The organism is Kitasatospora sp. NPDC049258 (assembly GCF_040678895.1).
Taxonomy (GTDB): Bacteria; Actinomycetota; Actinomycetes; order Streptomycetales; family Streptomycetaceae; genus Kitasatospora.
On the sequence record NZ_JBFAQT010000081.1, the window covers coordinates 1 to 7354 of the forward strand.

General features: G+C 75.4%; 7 protein-coding genes. 5 read left to right on the forward strand and 2 right to left on the reverse strand.

The window, feature by feature from the left end; genetic code table 11:
- Positions 1 to 105: 105 nt before the first annotated feature.
- Positions 106 to 642, reverse strand: coding sequence for a DinB family protein (locus tag AB0K43_RS30985; RefSeq protein ID WP_363645677.1), 537 nt, complete (start codon positions 640 to 642; stop codon positions 106 to 108).
- A gap of 168 nt (positions 643 to 810) precedes the next feature.
- On the opposite strand from AB0K43_RS30985, the gene AB0K43_RS30990 reads away from it, so the two are divergent.
- A complete protein-coding gene (locus AB0K43_RS30990; protein WP_363645679.1) occupies positions 811 to 4008 on the forward strand; it encodes a DEAD/DEAH box helicase in 3198 nt (1065 codons plus the stop codon).
- Between the two features lie 5 nt (positions 4009 to 4013).
- A complete protein-coding gene (locus tag AB0K43_RS30995; RefSeq protein ID WP_363645681.1) occupies positions 4014 to 4262 on the forward strand; it encodes a hypothetical protein in 249 nt (82 codons plus the stop codon).
- On the opposite strand, the gene AB0K43_RS31000 is transcribed toward AB0K43_RS30995, so the two are convergent.
- The gene (locus AB0K43_RS31000) at positions 4238 to 5203 is read right to left on the reverse strand and encodes an alpha/beta hydrolase (RefSeq protein ID WP_363645683.1); all 966 of its coding nucleotides are present in this window, start codon (positions 5201 to 5203) and stop codon (positions 4238 to 4240) included. The genes AB0K43_RS30995 and AB0K43_RS31000 overlap by 25 nt on opposite strands.
- 491 nt (positions 5204 to 5694) lie before the next feature.
- On the opposite strand from AB0K43_RS31000, the gene AB0K43_RS31005 reads away from it, so the two are divergent.
- From AB0K43_RS31005 to AB0K43_RS31015, 3 genes are all read left to right on the forward strand, one after another.
- Positions 5695 to 6081 carry a helix-turn-helix transcriptional regulator gene (locus tag AB0K43_RS31005; protein ID WP_363645685.1) on the forward strand — a complete coding sequence of 129 codons (387 nt, stop codon included), beginning with the start codon at positions 5695 to 5697 and terminating at the stop codon, positions 6079 to 6081.
- Between the two features lie 65 nt (positions 6082 to 6146).
- Positions 6147 to 6698 (forward strand): hypothetical protein, encoded by a 552-nt coding sequence (locus AB0K43_RS31010; RefSeq protein WP_363645687.1) that lies wholly within the window; start codon positions 6147 to 6149, stop codon positions 6696 to 6698.
- A gap of 217 nt (positions 6699 to 6915) precedes the next feature.
- Positions 6916 to 7257 (forward strand): DUF2516 family protein, encoded by a 342-nt coding sequence (locus tag AB0K43_RS31015; RefSeq protein ID WP_363645689.1) that lies wholly within the window; start codon positions 6916 to 6918, stop codon positions 7255 to 7257.
- Positions 7258 to 7354 lie beyond the last annotated feature (97 nt).

The window sequence follows — 7354 nt, forward strand, 5'->3', positions numbered from 1 at the left end:
CCGGGGGTGCCGCACGACAGCTACCTCGGCGAGTTCCTGATGCGGACCAAGACGGTGATCCGCCGGCAGGCGCGGAGGCACGGCGCGGCGCCGGGGCGGGCGCGGTCAGGCGGCGCCGGTCTCGTCGACCAGCTCGAAGGCGGTCTTCCCGTCGAGCGTCTCGCGGATGATGTCCGCGTGGCCGGCGTGCCGCCCGGCTTCCTGGATCAGGTGCAGCAGCACCCAGCGGGCGGTGCGGCGGCTGTTCGGCGGGAACCAGGGCGCCACCGGCAGCGGGAAGTCCACCTCCAGGCTCGGCAGCTCCCGGACGATCTTCTCGGTCTCCGTCGCGACCTGCTCGTACGTGGCCAGCCAGGCCGCCAGACTCTCGCCCTCGGCGAGCCGGTACTCGTCGGCCCAGTCGCTCTCGCCCCGGCCGGTGTCGGCGCCCTGCCCGCGCAGGTTGTCGACGATCCAGAACCGCTCGCAGCGCGCCGCGTGCTTGATCAGTACGGTCAGCGAGAGCGCGCTCACGGTCGGGGTGCTCGCCGCCTGCTCCTCGGTCAGCCCGTGCACCGCGCGGCGCAGCCCGCCGCGCTGGGCGGCCAGGAAGGAGAGCAGGGCATCGCGCTCGTCGGTCTCCGCGTTCACCAGGGTGGGCATGTTCGGTCGCCTCTCGTCGTCCTCCGGGGCGGCCTGCCCGGCCGCGCCCGCTCTCGGTGCTACCGACGCTATCGACGAATGCGGTCAGCTCCTGTCCTCGATCGCCGCCCGGGTAGCGGCGGGCGGAGCCGGGCTAGGGTGAAGCGACCGGACCACGGAGGCACACCCATGTACGCCCTGCACGCGCTCTGGCGGAGCGACGGCCGCCTCGCGCTGTGGGCCGAGGATGCAGATGCCTTCCGCACCGTCCGGACCGAACCCGGCAGCCACGCCCACCCCTTCGCCTGCCCGGCCGCCGAGGTCGCCCGGCTGCTCGCCGGCATCGGCCCCGGCCTCGGCTGGCTGGCCGAGCAGGGCGCCGAACGCTGGACCGGCCTGCGGCTGCCCAGCCTGGGCGGCCGGCCCGCACCCTCGCCCGACCTGCCGGTCGGCGCCACCTCCGGCGGGGTCTCGCTGGCGGCCTGGCGCGCCCCCACCCTGGTGTTCGAGCCCGCCGAGGCCGCCCAGCTGCTCGGCGCCCTCTACGAGCCGCGCTGGGCCGGAGCCACCGCCGAACTGCCCGGCCGCGGCCCGGTCGAGATCGCCTACGGCGCCTCGCTGCGCTGGCTGACCGCCGTCCACGACCTGGCCTGGCGGCTGCTCGGCCGCGGCCTGCTGCGCCCGGTGCTCCGGATCGAGGACGGCACGCCGTACGCCCGCTGGCAGGCCGCCCTCGACGGCCCCGCGCGGGCCGAGGCCGCCGCGCTCGCGGCCGGCTGCCCGCCGGTCTGCCGCGCCGAGGACGTCCCCCGCGGCGACACCCCCGGCGGCCGGGGGCTGCTCCACGCGGTGCTCGACGCCCTGGTCGACCAGGAGGCCAGGGCCGCCCTGGCGGATCCGGCCGCGCTCCCGCACCCGGCGCCGTTGCCGCGCCCCGACCCCGAGGCCGGCCCCACCGAACAGTGGCTGGCCGCGCTCGGCACCCCCGACGGCCGCCTCGCCGCCGCCCCGCCCGGACTGGGGGAGCGGCTCGCCGCCTGGTACGACGGGCGCCCCGAGCGCCGCCCGCTGCGCCTGTGCCTGCGGCTGTCCGAGCCGCTCGGCCCCGCCGACGACGACCCGGACGGCCGGCCCGCCGTGGACGACTGGCGGCTCGACTTCCTGCTCCAGCCGGTCCACCGCCCCTCCCTGCTGGTCGCCGCCGCCGACCTGTGGACGGGCGGACCGGCCGCCGCCGCGCTCTCCCACGCCCTCGCGGCCGACCCGCGGGCGGTGGCCGACCCGCGGGCGGTGGCCGACCCGCGGGCGGTGGCCGACCCGCGGGCGGTGGACGATTCCGCGGCCCGCACTGCGGAGGGCGACCCCGCCGAGCTCTACCGCGCCGAGCTCGAACGCGCCGCCCTGCACCGCCCCGAGCTGCGCCCGGCCCTGCGCTCGGCCCGGCCCGCCGGCCTGCCGCTCGACCGCGCGGCGGCCCTGGACTTCCTGCGCGAGGCCGCCCCCGTCCTCGCCGGGGCGGGCTTCGGCGTGCTGCTGCCGGCCTGGTGGCAGCGCCGGCCGCGGCTCGGCCTGCTGCTCACCGCCCGCACCCCCACCCCCGGCGTCGTCCAGCACCGGGGCAGGATCGACCGGGACGACGTCCTCGACTTCAGGTGGCAGCTGGCCGTCGGCGAACTGGCTCTGACCGAGCAGGAGTTGGCCGAACTGGCCGCCGCCCAGCAGGGCCTGGTCCGGCTCCGCGGGCAGTGGGTGGAGGTCGACGCCGGTCAGATCGCCGCCGCCCTCGACTTCCTCACCCACCGGGGCGAGGGCGTGCTCGACGGCGCCGAGCTGCTCCGGCTGGCGCTCGGCGGCCACTCGCCGGTGCCCGGCCTGCCGGTGGCCGCCGTGCACGCCGACGGGCCGATCGGAGACCTGCTGGCCGGCCGGGCCGCCACCGATGCCCCGGCCCCCGTGCTGCCTCCCGACTTCACCGCCGTCCTGCGCCCCTATCAGGAGCGCGGAGTGGCCTGGCTGGACGCCCTCGCCCGGCTCGGCCTCGGCGCCGTGCTGGCGGACGACATGGGCCTCGGCAAGACCGTCCAGACCCTCGCCCTGCTGAGCGTGGAGAAGGCCCGCGGCGCGATCGGCCCGACCCTGCTGGTCTGCCCGATGTCGGTGGTCGGCAACTGGCAACGGGAGGCCGCCCGGTTCGCCCCCGGGCTGCGGGTGCACGTCCACCACGGCGCCGACCGCGAACCGCCGGACACCACCGCCGACCTGGTCGTCACCACCTACGGCCTGGTCCAGCGCGACCTGGCCGAACTCCGCCGCACCCGCTGGCGGCGGATCGTCGCCGACGAGGCGCAGCACATCAAGAACAGCGGCGCCGGCCAGTCCCGGGCGATCCGCGCGCTGCGTTCCGGCCCGCGGATCGCGCTGACCGGCACCCCGGTGGAGAACCGGCTGGCCGAACTGCACGCGATCCTGGACTTCGCCAATCCCGGTCTGTTCGGCAGTGCGGAGTCCTTCAAGGAGCGGTTCGCGATCCCGGTCGAGCAGTCCGGCAACCTCGACGCCGCCGCCGAACTCCAGCGCCTCACCGGCCCGTTCATGCTCCGCCGGCACAAGAGCGATCCGGCCGTCGCGGCCGGGCTGCCGGCCAAGCAGGAGTTCACCGTGCGCTGCGGCCTCACCGCCGAGCAGGCCGGCCTCTACCAGGCCGTGGTGGCCGACCTGCTGGCCCGGCTGCAAGGGATCCGCGGGGTCGAGCGCAAGGGCGCGGTGCTGGCCGCGATCGGCCGGCTGAAGCAGGTCTGCAACCATCCGGCCCAACTGCTGCGCGACGGTTCGGCGTTGGCCGGCCGCTCGGGCAAGCTGGAGCGCCTGGAGGAACTGCTCGCCGAGGCGCTCGCCGAGGGCGACCGGGCCCTGGTCTTCACCCAGTACGCCGAGTTCGGCGCCCGGTTGCGGCCGTACCTGAGCGGCCGGCTCGGACGGGAGGTGCTGCACCTGCACGGCGGCGTGCCCAAGCGCGAGCGGGACGAGCTGGTGGCCCGGTTCCAGTCGCCGGACGGGCCGCCGGTGTTCCTGCTCTCGCTCAAGGCGGGCGGCACCGGGCTCAACCTGACCGCCGCCAACCAGGTGATCCACCTGGACCGCTGGTGGAACCCGGCGGTCGAGGACCAGGCCACCGACCGGGCCCACCGGATCGGGCAGCGCCGGGACGTCCAGGTGCGCCGGCTGGTGTGCGTCGGCACGGTGGAGGAGCGGATCGCCGAGCTGATCGAGAGCAAGCGGACCTTGGCCCGTACGGTGGTCGGTGAGGGCGAGCAGTGGCTCACCGAACTGCCCGCGGAGCAGCTGCGCGAGCTGCTCGCCCTGTCGGCCGACGCGATCGGAGCGTGACCCCCGTGGACGAGTCATCCGCCCAGCCGCTGCCCGCAGGTGCGGCCGGGGCCGAGCGGGGGGAGCGACCGCTCGTGGACTGCCTGGCGGACTTCTGGCAGGGCGAGTTCACCCTGGGCGGCGCCGACCGGGAGCAGGACACCGAGCGGGTCGGCTCGGCCTCGGCGGGGCCGGGGGCCTCCGGCATCACGGTCCGCGGCCGTGACCTCGCCGATCTGCTGGCCCCCGCCTACCGGCGGTTCACCGGCGCCTGACCCGCGTCCGGCCGACCCGCGTCCGGCCGACCCGCGTCCGGCCGACCCGCGTCCGGCCGACTGTCGGTGGGTCGGTTGTCAGCGGGCCGGTCGTCGGTGGGTCGGTCGTCAGCGGGCCGGTAGAGGAAGGCGCCGACCAGCGCCCGGAACTCCTCCGGCCGGTCCACCCACGGCCGGTGGCCCGCCCGGGCCAGCACCTCCAGCCGGCCCCGCGGATGGCAGTCGGCGGCCAGCCGGGCCGGCGCAGTCCCGATCAGCCCGTCCCGGCCGCCGGCCACGGCCAGCACCGGCACCCGGACCGGCCTCGGCGCGCCCGCGCCCGCGCTCGCGTAGAACTCCGCGCGCAGCCAGGCCGGGGCGGGCGCCAGCCCGGGGTCGAAGGCGGCCTGCCGGATCTCCTCGGTCCAGCTGCCCCAGAAGAACGGGGTCATCCGCCGCGCCAGCTCCGCCGGATCGCCCCCGCCGAGCCGCAGTTCGGCCACGGCCGCCGCCGCGTCCGGGTACCAGGGTTCGTCCGACCGGGCCGCGCGCAGCGCTGCCAGCTCGTCCTCGTCCGGCTCCCGGGCGGCCCGCCCGACCGGGGTGACCAGGACCAGCCGCCGGACCCGGTCGGGGTGCTCGGCGGCGTACCGCTGCGCGGTCAGCGCGCCCGCCGAGTGGCCCAGCAGGTCGAACCGGTCGAGTCCGAGGTGCCGGCGCAGCGCCTCGACGTCCCGGGCCTGCTCGGCGAAGGAGCAGCCGGAGCGGTCCTCCGGCGCCTCGGACCGGCCGCTGGCGCGGGGGTGCAGCCGGATCACCGTCCGCCCGGCGTCCAGCCCGCCGAGGTCACCCAGGTAGCGGGCGTCCATCCCCGGGCCGCCGGGGAGGGCGACCAGCGCCGGGCCGGTGCCGAACGTGTCGTACCAGAGCCTGGTGCCGTCGTAGGAGTTGAAGATCGCCATGCCTCGACAGTATGCGGCGGGCGCGCGACGCCGTGGCCAAGCTCGGCGGCGGCTGAACTCCATGATCCAGTTGGTCACCCGAGGACGAATTCTGGGACCAGGAACGTACGCCGGTGTTCCCGGACCCCGGCGGCCTGCTGCCTTGGGGCATGAACAGCAACCACACCTACTGCTGCTGGATGACCACCGGCTCGGACCCCGGGCAGTGGCCGGTGGCCGTTTTCCGCGACTTCCGCGGCGTCGGTGACGGAGAGGTCGATCACACCCGGGTACGACCGGACCGGCAAGCACTGCGGGTCCGAGTGGGGAGTCGCGTCGTGGCACCGCCCCACCGGGACCACGGGACCACGGACATGCCCTGGGTCAGGAAATGACGGCCATGGTCGCGCTTCGCCAGGACGTCGGCCGGAGCTCCGAGCCGGTGCGACACGCCGGTTGCTGCTGCTAGCAGTCTGCTTGCAATTGCAAGCAGGTGGGTGCAGACTGCTGGCATGGCCTCACTGAACGTCGGCTCGCTCGGCGAGTACATCCGCGAGCAGCGGCGCAATGCGCAGTACTCGCTGCGGCAGCTGGCGGAGGCCGCCGGGGTGTCCAATCCGTACCTCAGCCAGATCGAGCGCGGGCTGCGCAAGCCGAGTGCGGAGATCCTGCAGCAGATCGCCAAGGCGCTGCGGATCTCGGCCGAGACGCTGTACGTGCAGGCCGGGATCCTGGAGGAGCGGCACGGGGAGGCGCCCGGTCTGCGGGTCGCGATCCTGGCGGATCCGCTGATCAACGAGCGTCAGAAGCAGGCGCTGCTGGCGGTGTACGAGGCCTTCCTCAAGGAGAATCGCGAGATTCCCGGGGCGGTCGCGGACGCGGCCGAGGCCGGCGGCTGACAGCGCCGCACCCAGACCTTCCGACGGGCCCGGCCGGGCCGTCCACGCACACAGGAGGACCGGACATGCCGATCACCGACGAGATCAAGAAGACCCTCACCGACCCGACCCCGCTCTACGCCCTGGCGGGCGCGGGTGACCTGGCCTACGAGAAGCTGCGCGAGGTCCCGGCCAAGGTCGAGGAGCTGACCGCCGACCGCAAGGCCACCCAGGAGAAGGCGGCCGCCCGGTTCCAGGAGGCCCAGACCGCGCTGGCCGGCGCCCAGGCGAAGGTGACCGAGACGGTCAGCACCCTGCCGACCGACCTCAAGGAGCTGCAGGAGAAGGCGCAGACCTTCGCACTCCAGCAGGTCGGCCGCGCCGCCGAGCTCGCCGTGAAGGCGATGGAGGCCTACGAGGAGCTGGCCGTGCGCGGCAAGGCCGTGGTGGAGAAGGGCCGTGGCCCGGCGGACGGGAGCGCGGCGCAGCCCGCCGAGGTGACCGAGGTCGTCGTGGACGCCGAGGCCGCCGGGTCGGCCGAGGAGCCCGTCGAGGGCGAGCTGGTGGACGACACTTCCGCCGAGGCCCCGACCGCGAAGAAGTCCGGGCGGGCCCGCAAGGCCGGTACCGAGAAGTAACCCCGCCTGCTGGCGGCCATCGGTCGTCGGGCCGGGCGGACGGGCCGATCGGGGCACGTCCGGACGGTTCGGTCCGTTCTCACCGGTGAGCCCCGGGCCGTCGTGTCACGATGGGTGAGGGGTCGCCCGGCGCGAGACGCTCGGGCAGGCCCCGTGAGACCGGACCGCAGGTGCCCGACCGCGCCGCCCGAGCCGAAGAGGCAGTGAGGAGACCGCAGTGCAGCAGATCCTGCTCTTCGACGTCCTGAACCCGTTCTGGTGGCTGGCCATCGCGATCATCGGGTTCAAGCTGTTCGCCTTCGTGGACGCGGTGACCAGACGCGAGGACGCCTACCGGGCGGCGGGCAAGAAGACCAAGCCGTTCTGGCTGGTCCTGCTCGGCCTGTCGCTCGGCCTGGACCTGCTGCTCGGCGCCAATGTGGCTACCGGCTTCCTGACCCTGGCCGGCCTGGTCGCCTCGATCGTGTACATGGTCGACGTCCGGCCCGCGATCAAGGAGCTGACGGACGGGCGTGGTGGCGGCGGGCGGCGCAACATCGGACCGTACGGCCCCTGGTAGGCCTGAGGCACGAACGTGGTGGAGGGTGGCAGCCCGGGCGGGCGCTGCGGCCGAGCTGTTCGAGGCAGAGCGCGGCCCGGTACCGGTGGTCGAGCAC

Bases quoted from the DNA above. Each gene is read 5' to 3' on its own strand.
- AB0K43_RS31000 (WP_363645683.1), bottom strand. From the start codon at position 5,203: ATGGCGATCTTCAACTCCTACGACGGCACCAGGCTCTGGTACGACACG.
- AB0K43_RS31010 (WP_363645687.1), top strand. From the start codon at position 6,147: ATGCCGATCACCGACGAGATCAAGAAGACCCTCACCGACCCGACCCCG.
- AB0K43_RS31005 (WP_363645685.1), top strand. From the start codon at position 5,695: ATGGCCTCACTGAACGTCGGCTCGCTCGGCGAGTACATCCGCGAGCAG.
- AB0K43_RS30985 (WP_363645677.1), bottom strand. From the start codon at position 642: ATGCCCACCCTGGTGAACGCGGAGACCGACGAGCGCGATGCCCTGCTC.
- AB0K43_RS30990 (WP_363645679.1), top strand. From the start codon at position 811: ATGTACGCCCTGCACGCGCTCTGGCGGAGCGACGGCCGCCTCGCGCTG.